General features: G+C 73.0%; 14 protein-coding genes. 11 read left to right on the top strand and 3 right to left on the bottom strand.

What is annotated here, in order from left to right:
* Positions 1-4: 4 nt before the first annotated feature.
* Complete coding sequence (locus ACFYP0_RS22780; protein WP_124861331.1) at positions 5-469, top strand: hypothetical protein; 465 nt, start codon at positions 5-7, stop codon at positions 467-469.
* 381 nt (positions 470-850) lie between these two features.
* Here ACFYP0_RS22780 and ACFYP0_RS22775 read toward each other — a convergent pair whose 3' ends face one another.
* A complete protein-coding gene (locus tag ACFYP0_RS22775; protein ID WP_356976796.1) occupies positions 851-1,822 on the bottom strand; it encodes a GNAT family N-acetyltransferase in 972 nt (323 codons plus the stop codon).
* 79 nt (positions 1,823-1,901) lie between these two features.
* Here ACFYP0_RS22775 and fdxA point away from each other — a divergent pair, with 79 nt between their 5' ends.
* Genes fdxA through ACFYP0_RS22750 form a run of 5 tightly spaced genes read left to right on the top strand, consistent with a single transcriptional unit; the run spans position 1,902 to position 5,678 of the window.
* Positions 1,902-2,228, top strand: coding sequence for a ferredoxin (fdxA, locus tag ACFYP0_RS22770; protein WP_030490464.1), 327 nt, complete (start codon positions 1,902-1,904; stop codon positions 2,226-2,228).
* The gene (dapC, locus tag ACFYP0_RS22765) at positions 2,225-3,328 is read left to right on the top strand and encodes a succinyldiaminopimelate transaminase (RefSeq protein ID WP_167493691.1); all 1,104 of its coding nucleotides are present in this window, start codon (positions 2,225-2,227) and stop codon (positions 3,326-3,328) included. The genes fdxA and dapC overlap by 4 nt, the downstream gene beginning before the upstream one ends.
* Positions 3,329-3,350: 22 nt before the next feature.
* Complete coding sequence (locus tag ACFYP0_RS22760) at positions 3,351-4,370, top strand: prephenate dehydrogenase (RefSeq protein WP_356976794.1); 1,020 nt, start codon at positions 3,351-3,353, stop codon at positions 4,368-4,370.
* 10 nt (positions 4,371-4,380) lie between these two features.
* Entirely contained in the window at positions 4,381-5,031 is a 651-nt protein-coding gene (locus ACFYP0_RS22755; protein WP_124854805.1) for an SIMPL domain-containing protein, read from the top strand.
* Positions 5,031-5,678, top strand: a complete 648-nt coding sequence (locus ACFYP0_RS22750) for a nucleoside/nucleotide kinase family protein (RefSeq protein ID WP_355494560.1) — start codon at positions 5,031-5,033, stop codon at positions 5,676-5,678. Before ACFYP0_RS22755 ends, ACFYP0_RS22750 begins: the two co-directional genes overlap by 1 nt.
* Here the strand turns inward: ACFYP0_RS22750 and ACFYP0_RS22745 are convergent.
* Positions 5,675-6,232 (bottom strand): sugar O-acetyltransferase, encoded by a 558-nt coding sequence (locus ACFYP0_RS22745; RefSeq protein WP_355494559.1) that lies wholly within the window; start codon positions 6,230-6,232, stop codon positions 5,675-5,677. The two genes, ACFYP0_RS22750 and ACFYP0_RS22745, sit on opposite strands and share 4 nt — an antisense overlap.
* Before the next feature lie 76 nt (positions 6,233-6,308).
* On the opposite strand from ACFYP0_RS22745, the gene ACFYP0_RS22740 reads away from it, so the two are divergent.
* Positions 6,309-9,728, top strand: a complete 3,420-nt coding sequence (locus tag ACFYP0_RS22740) for a S8 family serine peptidase (protein ID WP_386997496.1) — start codon at positions 6,309-6,311, stop codon at positions 9,726-9,728.
* A 51-nt stretch (positions 9,729-9,779) separates the two neighbouring features.
* Here the strand turns inward: ACFYP0_RS22740 and dapD are convergent, their stop codons facing one another.
* Positions 9,780-10,739 carry a 2,3,4,5-tetrahydropyridine-2,6-dicarboxylate N-succinyltransferase gene (dapD, locus tag ACFYP0_RS22735; RefSeq protein ID WP_124854799.1) on the bottom strand — a complete coding sequence of 320 codons (960 nt, stop codon included), beginning with the start codon at positions 10,737-10,739 and terminating at the stop codon, positions 9,780-9,782.
* A gap of 78 nt (positions 10,740-10,817) precedes the next feature.
* Between dapD and dapE the strand changes: the two genes are divergently transcribed.
* The 4 genes from dapE to ACFYP0_RS22715 all read left to right on the top strand — a co-directional run bounded on the left by dapE (position 10,818) and on the right by ACFYP0_RS22715 (position 17,455).
* A complete protein-coding gene (gene dapE / locus ACFYP0_RS22730) occupies positions 10,818-11,891 on the top strand; it encodes a succinyl-diaminopimelate desuccinylase (RefSeq protein ID WP_091406181.1) in 1,074 nt (357 codons plus the stop codon).
* A 363-nt stretch (positions 11,892-12,254) separates the two neighbouring features.
* Complete coding sequence (locus ACFYP0_RS22725) at positions 12,255-13,109, top strand: LOG family protein (protein WP_124854797.1); 855 nt, start codon at positions 12,255-12,257, stop codon at positions 13,107-13,109.
* The gene (locus tag ACFYP0_RS22720) at positions 13,109-13,654 is read left to right on the top strand and encodes an LOG family protein (RefSeq protein WP_355494556.1); all 546 of its coding nucleotides are present in this window, start codon (positions 13,109-13,111) and stop codon (positions 13,652-13,654) included. The genes ACFYP0_RS22725 and ACFYP0_RS22720 overlap by 1 nt, the downstream gene beginning before the upstream one ends.
* Positions 13,655-13,843: 189 nt before the next feature.
* Positions 13,844-17,455 (top strand): ATP-dependent helicase, encoded by a 3,612-nt coding sequence (locus ACFYP0_RS22715; RefSeq protein WP_357007894.1) that lies wholly within the window; start codon positions 13,844-13,846, stop codon positions 17,453-17,455.
* Positions 17,456-17,479: the final 24 nt, after the last annotated feature.

The raw sequence follows: 17,479 nt of genomic DNA, 5'->3' as shown, positions 1-17,479 counted from the left end.
GGCGATGGACAAGCGGTGGCGTGACCTCGGGGTGCTCGTAGCAGCACTGTTCGCGGTCAACGTGGTCGCCCGACTGATCACCCGGTTCGGCTTCGACGGTGACGACACCGCCGCCGACCGGGTGTCGCTGGCGATGTTCACGGTGATCGGCCTGATCCTCGCCGTGGTCGCCTTCCGCTGGGGCCGACGCCGGCCGCTGGCCGGCTGGGCGGCCGACATGGCTCTCGTGGTGCCGGTGGCGATGCTGCTGACAGTGCTGGTCGGGCCACTGTTGGTCGGTCACAACCCGTTCGCCGGCGGCGCGGCGACGTTCTTCGCCCAGATCTGGCTCTACCTGCTCGCCACCGGCGCCGGGTTGCTGATCGGCTACCTGGTGCTCACCGCGCTCGGCCGTGACTACCGCTCTCAGCAGCTCAAGCGGTACACCGAGGTCAAGGCCGCGAAGCCCCGCCGAGTCGTCCGCCGCTGATCACCGCCCCGCTCGGCCGTCCCGACGTTGCGGCCGCCCGTCCGGGGCCGCCCGTCCGGGGCCGCCCGTCCGGGGCCGCCCGTCCGGGGCCGCCGTCCGGGGCCGCCGTCCGGGCCCGCCGTCCCGGGCCGTTGTGCGGCCGCCCGAACGCAGCTTGATCGACTCGGTTTCCTTGAAGTCGGGGGGTCCCGGGCGTCCGGATGCCGCGACTTCCTGAAAGCCGAGTGGATCAAGCGCCGGGCTGCCGCCGTGCTGGGCTGCCGCCGTGCTGGGCTGCCGCCGTGCTGGGCTGCCGCCGTGCTGGGCTGCCGCCGTGCTGGGCTGCCGCCGTGCCGGGCCGCCGCCGCGCCGGGCCGCCGCCGCGCCCGGCGGCGGTCGAGGTCAGTTCGGGGCGACCCGGGTCAGGTACGTGTGGTGGGTGACGAGGCCGAGCCGCTGGTAGAGCGCGACCGCCGCCGTGTTGCGCTGCTCGACCTGGAGGAACGCGTGCGTCGCACCGCCCGACACTCCCCAGCCGGCCAGTTCGTGGATCACGCGGCGGGCCAACCCTTGGCGGCGGGCCGCTGGTAGGACCTCGATCAGGCTGAGGCCCAACCAGCGCCCCTGGCCGGTCACCGTGCCGCGGCCGACGGCCACCAGGGTGCCCTCGGCGTACACGTGGGCGAAGCGGACCTGGTCCACGGCGGTGAGGACGTGCCGGGCGGCGTCCGGCAGGCCGCCCTTGCGGCCGGCGGCGATGGCCAGCCACTCGTCGCTGGGCGCGCGGGCCAGCTCGACGACGGCACTGCTCCACCCGTCGGCCTGGCCGCCGGCGGGCGTTGACGCAGGCAGGGGCAGCGGCGCGGTCTGCACCAGCGTCGGCGGGCGGGTGCCCCAGCCGCGGGTGTCCAGTTCGGCGCCGACCGGTGCGGCGAGGGGCAGCGGCGTGTTGATCAACGCGGGTTGCCCCCGCTCGGCGTACCAGCGCTCCACCGCGTCGACCGCCGCGGCCAGTGGTCGGTCCGGGTCGCCGATCGGCAGCGCCGAGTTGGCGCGCCCGGTCCAGCCCTCGGCCGACCGGAGCAGCCAGTCGCCGAGTCGGCCTCTGGTCGGTGCCGGCCAGGCTTCGTCGGCGGCCCGCTCCAGCGCCACGACCGCCGAGGCGGTCGGCCGACGGGTCGGCGGAACGCGCTTGGCGCGGTGGACCTGCGCCACCGGGACCCGAAGCGGCCCCTGGGCGGTGGCCAGCGTGAGATGAGTCTCGCTCAGCTCGACCAGCTCGCCGAGGGCATCGGAAAATTGCGGGCGGCCCTCGCGAATCCCCACAATCCGGCGGACCACGATCCGGTGTCCCACATCCTGCTGTCGGAGCACGATCGACCCCCTCCCCGGCGAGATACTAGGCTCTTACCGTCGCGGGAGATCGCGGCGAGTCTTGCGGAGGAGAAGACCGGTGACCTACATCATCGCCGAGCCGTGCGTAGATGTGCTCGACAAGGCATGCATCGAGGAATGCCCGGTCGACTGCATTTACGAGGGCAACCGGATGCTCTACATCCACCCCGACGAGTGCGTCGACTGTGGTGCCTGTGAGCCCGTCTGCCCCGTGGAGGCGATCTTCTACGAGGATGACGTCCCGGAGCAGTGGAAGGACTACACCGGCGCGAACTACGAGTTCTTCGAGGACCTGGGCTCGCCCGGTGGTGCCTCGAAGGTCGGCAAGGTGGAGAAGGACGCCACCTTCGTCGCCGCGCAGCCGCCGCGCGGCGAGGGCCACTGAACCGGCCCGCGCCGGTCTCGTCGCGGCTGCCCGAGTTCACCTGGGACACCCTGGACGCCGCGGCCACGCTGGCCGCGGCGCATCCGGAGGGCCTGATCAACCTCTCCATGGGCACGCCGGTCGACCCGGTGCCCGAGGTGATCCGGCGGGCGCTGGCTGACGCGTCCGATGCTCCCGGTTACCCGCTGACCGCCGGCACGCCGGCGCTGCGGGCCGCGATCGCGGCGTGGGTGTCCCGAGCCTGTGGCGCCGGCGTCGACGGTCTCGGTGTGCTGCCGACCATCGGCTCGAAGGAGCTGGTGGCCTGGCTGCCCACGCTGCTCGGCATCGGCCCGGGTGACGTGGTGGTGGTGCCGTCGATCGCGTACCCCACCTACGAGGATGGCGCTCGGCTGGCCGGCGCCACCGTCGTCCGCACCGACTCGCTCACCTCGCTCGGGCCGACCCCGCGGGTCCGGTTGGTCTGGGTCAACTCGCCCGGCAACCCGACCGGCCGGGTGTTGCCCGCCGCGCACCTGCGCAAGGTGGTCGACTGGGCCCGGGAACGTGGCGCGGTGGTCGCGAGCGACGAGTGTTACCTGCCCCTGGGCTGGTCGGCCGAGCCGATTTCGGTGCTGTCTCCGCAGGTCAGTGGGGGTAGCTACGCCGGGGTGCTGGCCGTGCACTCGCTCTCCAAGCGGTCCAACCTCGCCGGCTACCGGGCCGGCTTCGTGGCCGGCGACCCGGCGCTCGTCGCCGAGTTGCTCAAGGTCCGCAAGCACGCCGGCATGATCGTGCCCGCGCCGGTGCAGGCGGCCATGGTGGCCGCGCTGGAGGACGAGCGACACGCCGAGGAGCAGCGGGAGCGTTACCGCGCCCGGCGGGAGGTGCTCGCTGCGGCGTTCACCGGTGCCGGGTTCACCGTCGAGCACTCCGAGGCGGGCCTGTACCTCTGGCTGACCAGGGGTGAGGACTGCTGGCAGACGGTCGACTGGCTGGCCCGCCGCGGCATCCTGGTCGCCGCCGGCGCCTTCTACGGCCCAACGGCCGGGCAGCATGTCCGGGTCGCCCTGACCGAGTCCGACGAGCACATCGCCGGCGTCGCGGCACGTCTCGCCTGATCGCGGCTCCGGGCGGTCGAGCATGGTGGGCAGGCCAGGTGCGCGGGTGCGGGCGGCGGTTGTCGGCACCGGCCTGATCGGTGGCTCGGTGCTGCTCCGGATGGTCGCCGCCGGCATCGACGTGGTCGGGTGGGACCCGGACGAGGCCACCCGGCGGGAGACCCGCCGGGTGGGCGTACCCGCGCCGGACCGCCTGGTCGAGGCGGTGACCGACCGGGACGTGGTCTTCCTGTGCGGGCCGTTGCCCACCCTGCCGGCGACGCTGGTCGAGGTGGCGGCGATGACCGGTGAGCGTTGCGTGCTGACCGACGTCGGTAGCACCAAGGAGCAGGTGGGGGCGTTCGCCGCCGCGCAGGGGCTGACGCACCGGTTCGTGCCCGGCCACCCGATGGCGGGCACCGACCGGGCGGGCCTGACGGCCGCGCAACCGGACCTGCTCACCGGCGCGGCCTGGGTGCTCTGTCCGGCCCCCGGGCCGGCCACCCCCGCGTTCCGTTGGCTGGCCGAGCTGCTTGTGGAGGTCTTCGAGGCCCGGGTGGTGCCGATGTCGGCCACGGAGCACGACTCGGCTGCCGCGCTCGCCTCACACGTGCCGCACCTGCTCGCCGGCGCGCTGGCCGGCGCCGTGCAACGCGCACCGCTGCGCGACGCGATCCTCGCGCTCGCCGCCGGCAGCTTCTCCGACGGCACCCGGGTCGCCGGAACCCCGGCCGATCGGACCGCCAACATGCTGCTCGGCAACCGGGACCGGGTGCTGCGTGAGCTGGCCGAGGTCACCGCGTTCCTGGACGACCTGACCGCCGCGCTGCGCGCCGAGGACGCGCCGGCGCTCACCGCACGCTACGACGAGGCGCGGGCTTCTCGCGTGGCGCTGCGCGACCGGCGGTTCGACGCGTACGACCGGCAGTTCCCGGCCGCTGGTGACCACGCCGCAGAGGTGTCCTGGTTGTGCGAGCTGGGGGTGGCCGGCGGCTACCTGACCGGCCTGCACGTCGACGCGGACACTGTCTCCTACGCGGCGCGGCGCCCCGTCGCTGACTAGGCTGAGGGGCATGGCGGTGGACGGTCCGGTGGTGCAGGTGCGCGGCGAGGCGTACCGGGAGGTGCCTCCCGAGCTGGCCCGGTTCGCGGTCACCGCGACGGCCCGTGACCGGGACCGGGAGGCGACGCTGACCCGGTTGGCCGAGCGGGCCGCGGCGGTCCGCGTGCTGCTGGACGGCTCCGGGCCGGCGGTGGCGCGGCGGGAGACCGGCGACCTGCGGGTGCGGCCGGAGACCCGACGCTCGGGTGAGCGGGTGGTCGCCTGGCACGGCAGTGTCACCACCACCGTCACGGTCACCGACTTCACCGCGCTGGGTGAGCTGATGCTCCGGCTCGCCGACCAGGACCAGGTCGAGGTGGCCGGCCCGTGGTGGGAGCTTCGTCCGGACAGCCCCGCACATCGTGCGGCCCGCCACGCTGCGATCAACGACGCGCTGCTGCGAGCCCGGGAGTACGCGGAGGCGCTGGGCGCCCGGGTCACCTCGTTGATCGAGCTGGCCGATGCGGGCCCTGCCGACCGGCCGATGTTCGCCCGTGCGGCCTTCGGCGGGGGCGGTGGCGCGGGCGGCGGACCGCCGGAGCTTGAGCTGGACCCGCAGCCGCAGACCGTGCAGGCGGCGGTGCAGGCGCGGTTCACCATCAGCGACCCGGTCCTGGGCTGATGCCGCCGGCCCGGGTGCTGTCCGTCGACGAGTTGGTGGCGCGGGCGTTGGTGCTCGCCGAGGCCGGCCCGCGACAACTGCTCGGCATCGCCGGCGCACCGGGCGCCGGGAAGTCCACCCTGGCGGAGCGGATCGTCGCCGGGGTCGGGTCGGCCGCCTGCCTGGTGCCGATGGACGGCTTTCACCTGGCGCAGTCGCAACTGGTTCGCCTGGGCCGCGCCGACCGCAAGGGCGCCGTGGACACCTTCGACGCCAACGGGTATGTCTCGCTGCTGCGCCGGCTGCACCGGTTGGAGCCGACGTCGGTCTACGCGCCGGAGTTCCGCCGGGAGCTGGAGGAGCCGGTGGCCGGCGCGATCGAGGTGCCGCCGTCGGTCCGGTTGGTGGTGACCGAGGGCAACTACCTGCTGTCGTCGGATTTCCCCTGGCAGGAGATCCGATCGCTGTTGCACGAGGCGTGGTTTCTCGACCTGGACGCCGAGGTGCGGCACCGCCGGCTGACCGCCCGGCACGAGGCGTTCGGTCGGTCGCCGGAGCAGGCGCGGGCGTGGGCGCTGGGCAGCGACGAGTCGAACGCCGCCCTGATCACCCCCACCGCCGACCGGGCCGACCTGGTCGTCCGCCTGTCGGATCCGCCGACGGTCTAGCCGAGTTCGCGGACCGGCCGGGCCGGATTGCCGACGGCCACCACGTTGGCGGGCAGGTCCCGGGTGACCACCGCACCCGCGCCGACGACGGTGTCCGCGCCGATCGTCACGCCGGCCAGCACGATCGCGCCACCGCCGAGCCACACGTTGTCGCCAATGGTGATCGGCTTGGCCGCCTCCCACTTGTCCCGCCGTGGGCCGGGCTCGACCGGATGCGTCGGGGTGAGTAGCTGCACGTTCGGGCCGACCTGGACGTCCGCGCCGAGGGTGATCCGGGCGACGTCGAGGAAGACCGCGTTGTAGTTGACGAAGCTGCGCGGGCCGATCCGGATCTGCCAGCCGTAGTCGCAGTAGAACGGTGGTCGGATCCAGGTGTCCTCGCCCAGCTCGCCGATGAGCTCACGCAGTGCCGCGATCCGGGCCTGCGGATCGGCCGCGGGACTGGTGTTGAAGCGCTCCATCAGCCGGGCGGCCCGGTCCAGATCGGCGACGATCTCGGGATCGTCGGCGATGTATGGCTCGCCGGCGAGCATCTTGTCCTTCATGGAGGTCACCGCCCGATCATGCCGGCCCGGTTCGTCGCCTCGTGGCCGGTCCGTCATTTTTCGGCCTTCATTGTGCATACTCGGTATGCAATTCTGGGTTGTCAATGTGACTCGATCCATCAAGACGCTTGACCAGGAGGATCCGTTGCACCAGGGAAGAAAGTTGGCCGCTCTCGGCCTCGTGTTAGCGCTGGCGCTTTCCGCGCCGGCTCCCGCCTCAGCCACGGCCGCCGTGCCCGCCCCGCCGGGCGGCACCGGCCAACAGTCCGCTCCGGGTGGACCCACCGTCAACCGCTCGACCACGGTCACGCTGATCACCGGTGACCGGGTCACCGTCACCGCGTCCGGCGCCTCGGTCCGGCCCGGCGCCGGCCGCGAGGACGTGCCGTTCCTGGTCCAGCGCGAGCGCGGACGCCTCACCGTGACGCCGACGGACGCGGTGCCGTTGCTGCGCTCCGGCCGGGTGGACCGGCGACTCTTCGACGTCACTGGGCTGGTCGAGGCGGGTTACGACGACGCCCACCGCAACACCCTGCCGCTGCTGGTGTCGTACGGCTCGACGGGTACCGCGCGGCGCGCCTCGGCCGCTCTGCCCGGCACGCGGCTGACCCGCGACCTGCCGGTGATTCGCGGTGCCGCCCTGAACAGCGACAAGTCCTCCCTGGGCGCGGTCTGGGAGAAGGTCGCCACCGGTCCCGCTGGGGCCCGGCTCGACGCGGCGGGGGGCGTCGAGCGGATCTGGCTGGACGGCCGTCGACGGGTGACCCTCGACCACAGCGTGCCGCAGATCGGCGCGCCCACCGCCTGGGCGGCCGGGTTCACCGGTACGGGCGTGTCCGTCGCGGTGCTGGACACCGGCGTCGACGCCACCCACCCGGACCTGGCCGGCAAGGTGGCCGAGGCGCGCAACTTCACCGAGGTCGCCGACGCTCGGGACACGGTCGGCCACGGCACCCACGTGGCCTCGACCATCGCGGGCACCGGCGCGGCCTCCGGCGGCAAGTACCGGGGTGTGGCGCCGGACGCGACGCTGCTGGACGGCAAGGTCTGTGAGGACACGGGCTGCCCCGACTCGGCGATCCTCGCCGGCATGCAGTGGGCCGCTGTGGAGAAGAAGGCCGCAGTGATCAACATGAGCCTCGGCGGCTGGGACACCCCGGAGGTCGATCCGCTGGAGGAGGCGGTGCAGACCCTGACCGCGCAGACCGGCACGCTGTTCGTCCTCGCCGCCGGCAACGACGGCTCGGACGGCTCGGTCGGCTCACCGGCCAGCGCCGACGCCGGGCTCGCAGTTGGCGCGGTGGACCGCGACGACGAACTGGCCGACTTTTCCAGCCGAGGCCCGCGAGTCGGCGACGATGCGCTGAAGCCGGACATCACCGCGCCCGGCGTCGACATCGTCGCAGCACGGTCCGCCAACGGCTTCATCGGCGATCCGGTGGGGGACCGCTATGTCACCCTCTCGGGCACCTCGATGGCCACCCCGCACGTCGCCGGGTCGGCCGCGCTGCTGGCCCAGCAGCACCCGGGATGGCGGGCCGACCGGCTCAAGGCCACCCTGATGGCAGCCGCCAAGCCACACCCGGACCAGACCGCCTACCAGCAGGGAGCCGGGCGGGTCGACGTCGCACACGCGATCACCCAACAGCTCACCACCGACCCGGTGAGCGTCTCGTTCGGACGTACGCTCTGGCCGCACGGCGACGACGCCCCGATCACCCGCACGGTGACCTGGCGCAACGACGGTCCGGCGCCGGTCACCGTGGACCTCGGCATCGAGGGCGCCGGCCCCGGCGGTCGGGCGCTACCGGCCGGCCTGTTCCAGCTGGGCGCCAACCAACTCACGGTGCCGGCGGGCGGCACGGCCGCCACGACCGTCACCACGGACACCCGGCTCGGCGACGCCGACGGTTACTGGACCGGACGGATCGTGGCCCGATCCGGGGCGGCGGTTGCTGTCACTCCGCTGGCCGTGCACCGGGAGGTGGAGAGCTACACGCTCACCGTGGAGCACCTGAACCGCGCTGGCGCGCGCACCGCGGACCACTGGACCGCGCTGGTGGGGATGGAGACCTTTGGCAGCTGGGACCTCGTCAGTTCGGACGGGGTGGCCACCGTGCGGGTGCCCAGGGGGCACTACGGCCTGAGCGGCCTCGTCTTCGAGCCCGGTCCGGAGGATGAGCAGCCCGGATTGTCCATGTTGATGCAGCCCGAGGTGACCGTCGAGCGGGACACCCGGATCGTCGTGGACGCCCGCCGGGCCAAGCCGGTCCGGATGACCATCCCGGACCGGACCGCCGTCCCGCAACTGATCGACCTCAGCGGTAACTTCACCGCCGACGACGGCAGTGCGTACGGCGTCGGGCTCTGGGCGGAAACGTTCACCGGTCTGACCAGCGGTGCGCTCGGCAAGCCGGTCCCCGCCGACAAGTTCGTCGCCACCGTCAGCAGCCAGTGGACCACGCCTGACACGGCCAACAGCCCGTACCTGTACGCGCTGGCCGAAGCGATTCCCGGCCGGATGCCAACGGGGTTCGTCCGCGACTACGCCCGACGGGACCTGGCCACGGTCGTGCACCAGTTCCGTGGTGGAGACCCGGGCCTGGCGGCCGAGCGGATCGTGCTCCCCGAGCTGGAGTACAACGTCGGCGGCTCCGCACTGGTCCTGCCCACCGTCGTGCCCGGCCAGCGAGTCGAGTACTACAACACCAGGAATGTGAAGTGGGAATCCGAGGTCTACTTCGGGACGCTGGACGAGGACAGCTGGTTGAACCCGAAGGCAGCGCTCTTCTCCGTCCCCACCGCGTACCGTGCCGGGCGGACAGTCCAGGAGATCTGGAACCAGGCCCCGTACGGACCGTCCTTCCCGAAACCGCGCTGGCCGGAACAGAGCGTCAGCCGGGTCGGCGACACCATCCTGGTCGGCGTGCCGATGCACAGCGACGCTGCCGGGCACCCGGGCGCCTCGCTGACCGACAGCGAGCACACCACGCTGTGGCGCAACGGCAAGCTGGTCGGTGAGAGTGAGTACGCCGGCTCCGGAGAGTTCGCAGTGCCACCGGGCGCGGCGGACTACCGGCTCGTCACGTCGGCGAAGCGGAGCTTCACCGACCTGAGCACCGAGGTGGAATCCACCTGGACCTTCCGGTCGAGGCACGTCGCCGGTGAGACGCCGGCCCGACTCCCGCTGTCGACGGTGCGCTTCGCGCCGCCGCTGCGGGTCGACAACAGCGCTCCGGCCGGTCAGGGCTTCGTCGTACCGGTACGGGTGCAGCGGCAGCCCGGCGCACCGGCCACCCGGGTAAAGAAGCTCGCCGTCGACGTCTCGTACGACGGCGGGAAGACCTGGGGCAAGGCGAAGCTGGTCCGCACCTCGGCCGACGGCTGGTCGGCCCTGTTGCGGCATCCGGCCGGTGCCGGCCACGTGTCGCTGCGGGCCACCGCCCGGGACACCGCCGGCAACACGGTGACCCAACGGATCATCCAGGCGTACCGGTTGCGCTGAGGCGTACCCCGTCCGGGTCCGCGGCCGAGCGCCGCGGACCCGGCGGGGCCGTCAGTCGTTGGCGTGCAGGGCGGCGTTCAGCTCGATGCCCCGCCCTGTGCGCGGCCGGGCCTCCAGCCCGCCGGTGACCGAGTTGCGCCAGAACAGCAGGCCGTCGACGCCGGACAGCTCCCGGGCCTTGACCACCCGGCCGTCGGGAAGCGTGATCTTCGACGCGGCGGTGATGTAGCAGCCGGCCTCGACCACGCAGTCGTCGCCGAGGGAGATCCCGACGCCGGCGTTCGCGCCGACCAGGCTCCGCTCACCGATGCTGATCTTGTCGGTGCCGCCGCCGGAGAGGGTGCCCATGATGGAGGCCCCGCCGCCGATGTCGGAGCCGTCGCCGACCAGCACGCCCTGCACGATCCGCCCCTCGACCATCGAGGTGCCGACGGTGCCGGCGTTGAAGTTCACGAAGCCCTCGTGCATCACTGTGGTGCCGGCGGCCAGGTGCGCGCCGAGGCGGACCCGGTCGGCGTCGGCGATCCGCACACCGGAGGGCACCACGTAGTCGGTCATCCGGGGGAACTTGTCGACCCCGTACACCGCCAGGTGCCGACCGGCGGCCCGCTCGATCACGCGCAGCTCGTCCACCCGCTCCGGCGGGCACGGCCCGGCGGACGTCCAGGCCACGTTGGCCAGCTTGCCGAAGATGCCGTCCAGGTTGATCTGGTTGGGTCGCACCAGGCGGTGCGAGAGCAGGTGCAACCGGAGGTACGCGTCGGACGCGTCCTTGATCGGGTCGTCCAACGAGCCGATCACGGTCACCACCTGCACGGTACGCAGACCAGGCAGGGGCCGGTCACCGAGCGCGGCCGGCGGCAGGTCGAGCACGTCCGCCTTGTCCTCGCCGGCGACCAGCGGCAGCTCGCCCAGGCCCAGCTTGCCGGTCGGGTACCAGGTATCGAGCACCTGCTCGTCTGCGGTGACCGTAGCCAGGCCGATGCCCCAGGCGGAATCTGCGGACGTCACTGTTACACCTCTCGGTCACGGCCGGGCTGACCTCGGCTCGCTCCTCGCGCTGACAGACCTGAAGGTACCGTGCGAACCATGGAGAACCCGCTGACCCCCGAGGTCCTCGCCGATCCGGTGCAGCTGACCCGCGCTCTGGTCGACATAGAGTCCGTCTCCCTCAACGAGAAGGCGATCGCCGACTGTGTCGAAGAGGTGCTGCGGGGCGTACCGCACCTGACCACCCACCGGCACGGCAACACGGTGATGGCGCGCACCGACCTCGGTCGGTCGCAGCGTGTCGTGCTGGCCGGGCACCTCGACACGGTGCCGTTGAACAACAACTTTCCGTCGACCATGCGCGGCGACCTGATGTACGGCTGCGGCACCTCCGACATGAAGTCCGGCACCGCGTACGCGCTGCACCTGGCAGTGACGCTGCCCGAGCCGCGCTACGACGTGACGTACTTCTTCTACGAGGCCGAGGAGATCGAGTCCCGGTACAACGGGCTCAACCTCGTCGCCCAGGCATTCCCGGAGTGGTTGCAGGCGGACTTCGCGGTGCTGCTGGAGCCGACGTACGGCATCGTCGAGGCGGGCTGCCAGGGCACCATGCGCTCGGTGGTCACCACGACCGGCGTACGCGCCCACTCGGCGCGCTCCTGGCACGGGGTGAACGCCATCCACGCCGCCGGTGAGGTGCTGCGGAGGCTCCAGACGTACGAGGCGCGCCGGGTCACCATCGACGGCTGCGACTACCGCGAGGGCATGAACGCGGTGCGGATCAACGGTGGAGTTGCCGGCAACGTGGTTCCCGACCTCTGTGAGGTCGAGGTCAACTACCGGTTCGCCCCGGACCGCACCCCGGCCGAGGCGGAGGCGCACCTGCGTGAGGTGTTCGCCGGCTTCGAGGTGACAGTCACCGACACGGCTGCCGGTGCCGCGCCCGGGCTCGACGCGGCCCCCGCGAAGGAGTTCCTGGCGGCGGTCGGCGCCGCGCCGATCGGCAAGCTGGGCTGGACGGACGTGGCCCGGTTCGCGGCGATGGGCATTCCCGCGCTGAACTTCGGCCCGGGCGACCCGAACCTCGCTCACCACCCCGACGAGCACGTCGAGATCAGCAAGATCCGCGACGGCGCGGCAACCCTGCACCGCTGGCTGGCCCCGGCCTGACCTGCCCCGCGTCGGGGACCCTGGTGATCAAGAGGTTTGCGTCAGCCTGGCCCGTTGTCGGCGACGCAAACCTCTTGATCGGATCCGGATGGGGTGGGGGAGGTAGGGGTTGGGTTCTGCTGGCGGGTGCGGCGGCGTTCGGCCACCACGTCTCGGATCCGTCGCTGCATCTGGCGACGGATCCGGATCATCTCGCTGTTACTGATCACGCTGTCTCCTCCCCCGAAGGCGCGCGCCGGGGCATACCCGGTATGTGAATAGTAAGACGTACGGGAGCGCCGAATAGTTGCCCATGATCCCGAACAATTTCTCGGCGTCCCCGCCCCGCGCACCCGAGCGGTGCTGCTCCACTACGGTTGCCCCATGAGTCAGAGCAACGGGCGGGAGGCCGGTCGCGGTCCGGGACAGGAGCGGCATCGCGGTGCGGTCACCCTGCGTAGAGGGGCGATCCCGAGCAGCACCGCCGACCAGCGACTGCTGGATTCACGGGGGCGGAGCGACTGGAAGACCAAGGACGCCTGGCGCGCGCTGCGCATCCTCGCCGAGTTCGTCGAGGGTTTCGACACCCTCGCCGACGTGCCGTCCGCGGTCAGCGTCTTCGGCTCCGCGCGCAGCGCGCCGGACAGCGTCGAGTGCCAGTTGGCCGAGCAGTTGGGCGGTGCGCTGGCCCGAGCCGGCTACGCGGTGATCACCGGAGGTGGGCCCGGCGTGATGGAGGCCGCCAACCGGGGCGCCAGCGAGGCCGGTGGGCTCTCCGTGGGGCTCGGCATCGAGCTTCCGTTCGAGCAGGGCATCAACGACTGGGTCGACCTGGCCATCGACTTCCGCTACTTCTTCGCCCGCAAGACGATGTTCGTCAAGTACGCCCAGGCGTTCGTCGTGCTGCCCGGCGGGTTCGGCACCATGGACGAGTTGTTCGAGGCGCTCACCCTGGTGCAGACCGGCAAGGTCACCCGGTTCCCGGTGGTGCTCATGGGCGTCGCCTACTGGCAGGGCCTGCTGGACTGGCTGCGCGACACGATGGCCGCCACCGGCAAGATCGGGCCGGTCGACCTGGACCTGATCTGCCTCACCGACGACGTCAACGAGGCGATCCGGTACATCGTCGAGTCGGAGGCCGCGCTCTCCGCCGAGCAGGAGGCGGTCCGCGAGGAGGCTGTCGCGCGCACCGGCGCAGACCAGCAGGCCGCAGCCGAACAGGCTCGGAACCACGACTGATGGCGGCAATCTGCGTCTTCTGTGCCTCCTCTCGTACCCTCGATCAGCGCTGGTTGGACCTGGCCGCCGAGACCGGCGCGGAGCTGGCTCGGCGCGGCCACACGCTGGTCAGCGGCGGTGGCTGCGTCGGCATGATGGGCGCGCTGGCGGACGGCGCCCGATCCGCCGGTGGACGCACCGTCGGCGTGATCCCGCAGTCACTGGTCGATCTGGAGGTCGCCGACCTGGCCTCGGACGAGCTGCTGGTCACCGACTCGATGGCCAGCCGCAAGACCGTGATGATCGACAAGTCGGATGCCTTCCTCACCCTGCCCGGCGGCCTGGGCACCCTGGACGAGTTGTTCGAGGTCTGGACCACCGCCACCCTCGCCCTGCACAGCAAACCCATGGTGCTGATCGACACCGACGGGTTCTACCGCCCTCTGCTGGACTGGCTCGACGCGCTGGCCGACCAGACCTTCCTCAAGCCCGCCGGCCGCGACCTCCTGACGGTCACCACCACCGTCACCGAGGCCCTCAACATCCTGGAATCCCACCTAACCTGACCACCCCCACCCCCACCCCCACCCCCACCCCGGCCAGGCCGCGGTGATCATGGAGTTGGCGACGCGACCGTCGGCGTGTCGCGCCGCCAACCTCATGATCGACGGGAGTGGATGGGGTGGGGTGGGGTGGGGGGTTGGGGGGTTGGGTTTGGGTGGGTGGGTGTCGTATGGGTCTGATGGGATGAGCTGATGCAGGCGTACCGGTTGGTGCGGCGGCCCGGCGGGCCGGCGCGGGGGGACGGGACGACGCCTGACAGCGCTTCCGGGCTCGCCAACGGCGGCACGTCCGGGGGCGGTGTCGGCGCGTCGGGTGGGCCCGATCTCGTGGCCGGGCCCGAGCTGGCCGTCGGCGGCGGCTGGCGGGCCGATCCGGTGCAGGCCGAGGTGGTCGGGCACACCGACGGGCCGATGCTCGTGCTCGGCGGTCCGGGCACCGGCAAGACCAGCACGCTGGTCGAAGCGGTCGCCGCCCGGGTGGCCGAGGGGGTCGACCCCGAACGGATCCTGGTGCTGACCTTCGGCCGTCGAGGCGCCACCGCGCTGCGACAGCGCATCGAGGCCCGGATCGCGCAGGACGGCCACCGGGTGCTGCGTGAGCCGCTGGTGCGCACCTTCCCGGCGTACGCCTTCGGGTTGCTCCGCCGGGCCGCCGCCGAGCGGGGCGAACCGTCGCCCCGGCTGCTCACCGGCCCCGAGCAGGATCTGATCATCCGTGAGCTGCTGGACGTGGTGGGCGAGGAGCCCGAGGACGACCCGGTCGGCTGGCCCACCGACCTGCGCCCTGCCCTGCGCACCCGGGCGTTCGCCGGTCAACTGCGCGACCTGCTCATGCGCGCCGCGGAGCGCGGCGTGGGCCCGATCGACCTGGCCCGGCTGGGTGAGAAGCTCGGCCGCGCCGACTGGCCGGCCGCCGCCCGCTTCCTGCGGGAGTACGTCGCCGTGCTCGCGCTGCGCGACGTCAGCAACCGGGGTTCCATCGCGTACGACCCGGCGGAGCTGGTCCGGGCGGCCACCGGGCTGCTGCGCGACGACGAGGAGTTGCTGGCCGCCGAGCGTCGTCGGCTCGCGTACGTCTATCTCGACGAGCTGGCCGACACCGACCCCGCCCAACTGGAGCTGCTCTCGGTCATCGCCGGTGGTGGCAAGTCGCTCGTCGCGTTCGCCGACCCGGATTCCTCCACGTACGCCTTCCGGGGTGCCGACCCGGCCGGGGTGGCGACGTTCCCGCACCGGTTCCGGACGGCATCCGGTGCGCCGGCCGCGCAGGTGCTGCTGACCACGTCGTACCGGGCCGGGCCGGGTCTGCTCGCGGCGATCGCCCGGCTGGGTCGCCGGCTGCGGGGTCCGGCCGCGCACCGCCGGCTGCACCCCCTGCCGGACGCGCCGCCCGGCGTGGTCGAGGTGCACACCTTCCGTTCGGCGACCAGCGAGGCCGCCTGGCTGGCCCACGCGCTGCGCTCGGCCCACCTGCTCGACGGCGTGCCGTGGTCACGGATGGCGGTGCTGGTGCGGTCCACCGCGTTGCAGCTGCCCACCCTGCGACGGGCGCTGCACGCCGCCGGCGTACCCACAGTGGTGCACGGTGAGGATCTGCCCCTGCACCTGCAACCGGCGGTCGCGCCGCTGCTGCTCCTGCTGCGCTGCGCGCTGGAGCCGGAACGACTCGACGAGGAGGCGGCCGTCGCGCTGCTGCACTCGCCGCTCGGCGGGGCCGACCCGCTGGCCGAGCGGCGGCTGCGGCAGGGCCTGCGCGCGCTCGCGTTGGCCGGCGGAGACCGGCGCCCCTCCGGGGATCTGATCGTCGAGGCGTTGCAGGATCCGGAGGAGTTGGCCGGCATCGAACGGCGCTGGGCGGAGCCGGCGCAGGCGGTGGCCGGGCTGCTGGCCATCGCACGGGAAGCCGCCGCCCGGCCGGGTGCGACCGCCGAGGACGTGCTCTGGGCCGTCTGGCACGCCAGTGGTCTCGCCGAGCGGTGGGCCGGCGCGATCAACCAGGGGCGCCCGGAGGCTGGCGAGGGCGACCTGGCCCGGCGTCGGCGGGCCGAGGCTGCCGACCGCGACCTGGACGCTGTGCTGGTCCTCTTCGACGCGGCGGCCCGGTTCACCGACCGGCTGCCCGGCGCGCGTACCGAGGTCTTCCTCGACCACGTGCTCGCCCAGGACCTGCCGGCCGACACCATCGCCCCGACCGCCGACCGGGGTGCGGCGGTACGCCTGCTCACCGCGCACGCCGCGAAGGGCCTGGAATGGGACCTGGTCGCGGTGGCCGGCGTGCAGGAGGGCATCTGGCCGGACCTGCGGCTGCGCGGCAGCCTGCTCGGCTCCGAGCGACTGGTCGACGTGCTGGCCGGCCGGTCGGTCGACGGGGCGACCGCGGCAAACGTGGTGGGTCAGACCTCGGCGTTGCTGGACGAGGAGCGTCGACTCTTCCACGTCGCCATCAGTCGGGCCCGGCACCGGCTGCTGGTCAGCGCCGTGGCGTCGGCCGCCGTCGGCGGGGACGACCACGAGGAGCAACCCAGCCGGTTCCTGCACGAGCTGGGCCCGAGCACACCGCCACCGACCCCGCCGAGCACACCGCCGACCCCACCGACGGCGCCCGGCCCGCCGCCGACTCCGCCGAGCACGCCGCCAGCCCTGCCGGCAGCGCCCGGCCCGCGGCCCGGTCCCCGTACCGAGCCGTCCTCCGGCGGCACCGGGGGCTCCGGCGGCACCCGCGGCTCCGGGGGTGCTGCGGTGGGCGAGACCGGCGACGAGGAGCCGGACCGCCCCGGGGCACTGCCGGTGACCCGTCCACCCCGGGCGCTCACCCTGCCGGCGTTGGTCGCGGAACTGCGTACCGCCATCACCGACCCGGCCGCTCCGGCGGCCCGGCGACGCGCCGCGGCGGCCGAGCTGGCCCGGCTCGCCGCCGCCGGGGTGCCCGGCGCGCACCCCGACGACTGGTGGGGGTTGCGGGTGCTCTCCGACGACCGGCCGCTGGTCGACGACGGCGACCCGGTGCGGGTCACCCCGTCGGCAATGGAGAGCGCGCTGCGCTGCAGCCTGCGCTGGCTGCTGGAACGGCACGGCGGCAGCGGCCCGACCAGCACCGCGCAGGGGGTGGGCAACCTGGTGCACGCCGCCGCGATGCTCGCCGAGGACGCCAGCGCCGACCGGGGCGCGCTGCTCGACTACGTGGCCGCGCGGTTCGACGCGATCGAGCTGGCGGCCCGGTGGATGGCCGGGCCGGAGCGGGAACGCGCCGAGGCGATGGTCGACAAGCTGCTGCGCTGGCTCGCCACCAATCCGCGCCGGTTGCTCGCCATCGAGCACGAGTTCGCCGTCCGCCTGGACGACCCGAACCGGCCCATCGACCTGACCGGCCGGGTAGACCGGCTGGAGGTCGACGAGGCAGGGCGGCTCGTGGTGATCGACCTGAAGACCGGCAAGTCCACAGCTGTCACCGGCACCGACCTGGCGGAGCACCCGCAGCTCGGCGCCTACCAGGCGGCGGTGGAGGCGGGGGCGTTCGCCGAGTTCGGTGACGAGTCCGGGGGCGCCGCGCTGGTGCAGCTCGGGACCTCCGCCAAGGACGCCAGGGAGCAGAATCAGCCCGCTGCGAGCGAGGGGCCGGCGGCCGGTTGGGCGACCGCGCTGGTCCGGCGGACCGCCGATACGATGGCAGCCGCCACGTTCGCCGCGGTGGCCAACTCGAAGTGCCGGGTCTGCCCGGTGCGCACCAGCTGCCCGGTCTCCGGGCAGGGTCGCCAGGTCGTCGAGCCGCCCACCGTCCGACGCAAGGGTGAGGGCGAGGAGTGAGCTTGCGAGCCCAGTCGCGACCTG

The organism is Micromonospora arida (assembly GCF_042873195.1).
GTDB lineage: Bacteria > Actinomycetota > Actinomycetes > Mycobacteriales > Micromonosporaceae > Micromonospora > Micromonospora arida.
The sequence above is the reverse complement of the archived record's forward strand: the minus strand, read 5'-3'. Positions and strand labels throughout refer to the sequence as shown.

Coding starts and splice junctions, on each gene's coding strand:
- ACFYP0_RS22780 (WP_124861331.1), top strand. CDS start 5: ATGGACAAGCGGTGGCGTGACCTCGGGGTGCTCGTAGCAGCACTGTTC.
- ACFYP0_RS22760 (WP_356976794.1), top strand. CDS start 3,351: ATGGTGGGCAGGCCAGGTGCGCGGGTGCGGGCGGCGGTTGTCGGCACC.
- ACFYP0_RS22755 (WP_124854805.1), top strand. CDS start 4,381: ATGGCGGTGGACGGTCCGGTGGTGCAGGTGCGCGGCGAGGCGTACCGG.
- ACFYP0_RS22750 (WP_355494560.1), top strand. CDS start 5,031: ATGCCGCCGGCCCGGGTGCTGTCCGTCGACGAGTTGGTGGCGCGGGCG.
- ACFYP0_RS22740 (WP_386997496.1), top strand. CDS start 6,309: ATGCAATTCTGGGTTGTCAATGTGACTCGATCCATCAAGACGCTTGAC.
- dapE (WP_091406181.1), top strand. CDS start 10,818: ATGGAGAACCCGCTGACCCCCGAGGTCCTCGCCGATCCGGTGCAGCTG.
- ACFYP0_RS22725 (WP_124854797.1), top strand. CDS start 12,255: ATGAGTCAGAGCAACGGGCGGGAGGCCGGTCGCGGTCCGGGACAGGAG.
- ACFYP0_RS22720 (WP_355494556.1), top strand. CDS start 13,109: ATGGCGGCAATCTGCGTCTTCTGTGCCTCCTCTCGTACCCTCGATCAG.
- ACFYP0_RS22715 (WP_357007894.1), top strand. CDS start 13,844: ATGCAGGCGTACCGGTTGGTGCGGCGGCCCGGCGGGCCGGCGCGGGGG.